We start from the raw sequence: 2,468 nt of genomic DNA on the forward strand, positions 1-2,468 counted from the left end.
CGGGACCTGGGTCCCGGGAGGGTGGTCGACGGGTGGAGCTGCGCGACTACGTCCGTGTTCTGCGCCGAAGCTGGACGATCATGATCGCCGGCGTGGTCCTCGGCGGGCTGCTGGCCGCCATGGCGACCTGGCGAACGACGAAAGAGTACGCCGCCTCGGTGACGATGGTCGTCTCCTCGCCGGACAGGGGCGCCGGAGCCGCCTCGGCCTACCAGGGAGGCCTGCTCTCCCAGCAACGCGTCAAGTCCTATGCCGACCTGGTGGCCAGCGAGCGGGTGGCGACGGCCGTGATCGCACGCCTGCACCTGCACGCGACTCCGGAGGCCCTGCGGGCCCAGATCAGCGCGCACGCCGTCCCGGACACCGTGCTGCTCCAGGCCGTCGTGCGCGATTCCGACCCGAGACGAGCCATGATCATCGCAGATGCTGTCGGTGAGACGTTCTCCAGCACCATTGCGAAGATCGAGACGTCGTCGGCCGACGAACCACCCTCCGTGCGGGTGACTGTCTGGGAACACGCGAAGCTGCCCGTCTCGCCCGTCTCGCCCCAGCCGATCCGCAACCTCGCGCTCGGAGCGCTGCTCGGGCTGATCGTCGGCAGCGCCGCCGGGATCGTCCGATACCGCCTCGACACGAGCGTGTCCAGTGAGGACGACGCCCGTGAGACGACCGAGCTGCCCAACCTCGCCGTCATCGGCTACGACGGTGCCGCCGACCGGCATCCCCTCATCATCAATGCCAAGCCCCGCTCGGCCCGGGCGGAGGCGTTCCGCCAGCTGCGGACCAACCTGCAGTTCGTCGAGGTGGACACCGGACCTCGATCGATCCTGGTGAGCAGTGCGGTCTCCGGCGAGGGCAAGACCACCGTGGCCTGCAACCTCGCGATCACCCTGGCGCAGGGCGGTGCGCGGGTCTGCCTGATCGAGGGGGACCTGCGACGGCCGTCTTTCGGCGAGCACCTCGGGGTCGAGTCCGCCGCCGGGCTCACCTCGGTCCTCATCGGCGCCGCGGACCTCGACGACGTCCTGCAGCCCTGGGGGGAGGGTCGGGTCGGGGAGGGGCGCGTAGAGGTCCTCGCCAGCGGCCCCATCCCGCCGAATCCCAGCGAGCTGCTCGGCTCCAAGGGCATGGCCGGACTCATCAACCTGCTGTCCGCCCGCTTCGACATCCTCCTGGTCGACGCCCCGCCCCTGCTACCGGTGACTGACGCGGCCGTGCTCGCCACCCGGGTCGAGGGGGTTCTGCTGGTGACGCGGGCCGGGCGGACCCGCCGCGAACACCTCCGGCGGGCCGTCGAGGCGCTGCGGGCGGTTGACGCCCGGATGATCGGCACCGTGCTGAACATGGTGCCGGTCAAGGGACCCGACACCTACGACTACGGCCCGCGCGACGGTTACGTGTCACGCGGCCGGCACGCCAGGACCTCCTCGCCCCGAACCCTGGAGATCCCGGCGCCCGATTCCGGGGTCCGGCCTGCCCGGCCGGTCACCTCGCCTCCGTCGCTGCCGTCACCGGCTCCTTCTTCTCCGGCTTCGGCCGTGACGCCGGTTCCCGCCGCCATGGCGCGTCTCGGGATAGCCGACGGTGGCGACGAGTCGAGCTCAGCGCGAGACCCGCTGCCCGACGGCGCCACGCCTGTCCCGAGCGCCACGCCTGTCCCGAGCGGCGGACCGTACGTCAGGGTGCCGGCGGCACGCGGATCGGCCGAGGAGATCATATCCGTCGGTGTAAGGACACCGCGCGGTACGGACCCGGCTGGCGGGACGACGCCGGATGACAACGGCGCGGCCCGGCCGCCGTCCTCCCCATGACGGATTCGCCACCGGGGGAAAGAACCGGGTCCGCTCCGGGCCTGGATCCGGTGGTCCTGGATCCGGTTCCGGACCTGGACCGGGTTCCGGACCTGCTCACGCGGGCGCCCGTGGGTGGGCGGGACGTGGGTGGAGGTGCTGAGGCCAGGGCGGGGCAGCACCGCGTCGGCCGTGGTCGCCGGCGTCACCGTGGTCGTCGGCGTCACCGTGGTCGCCGAGCCCGGTACCGCCGGCTGGCCGCCGGGGTCGCGACGGCCCTCGTTGTGCTGGTGGCGATGACCGCCTGGGTGGTCGTGCGCGGAGTGCTGGCCAAGTCCCGTCTCGACGAGGCCAGGCAGCGGATCGCCGTCCTGCAGCGGCAGGTTCTGAGCGGAGACTTGCCCCGCGAAGCCGAGCTGCGATCGCAGATCGAGCAGATCCGGCGGCGGGCCACCGCTGCGCGGGCCCTGACCTCGGATCCGGTGTGGTCGGCGTTCGGGCGGCTGCCCGTCGCCGGTTGCCCGATGCGCTCGGCGGCGACGCTGATCCGAGAGGTGGACGCGGCCGCCGGCACCAGCCTGCCGGCCGTGGCCGACCTGGGTCCCTCCCTCGATCCGCGGGTGCTGCGCCAGCGTATGACGATCAATCTCCGAGCGCTCGCCGCGGTCCGCCGCCCGG

At 72.5% G+C, this 2,468-nt stretch carries 1 protein-coding gene and 1 pseudogene; both read left to right on the plus strand.

The window, feature by feature from the left end; all coding sequences use genetic code 11:
• Positions 1-1,811, plus strand: a 1,811-nt coding sequence (locus tag AC08ON_RS02230; protein ID WP_476616364.1) for a tyrosine-protein kinase domain-containing protein, incomplete at its 5' end; no start/stop codon positions are given.
• Between the two features lie 275 nt (positions 1,812-2,086).
• A pseudogene (locus tag AC08ON_RS02235) lies at positions 2,087-2,468 on the plus strand (DUF4012 domain-containing protein); the annotation flags it as partial.

Source organism: Frankia sp. CoWAU3 (assembly GCF_977971855.1).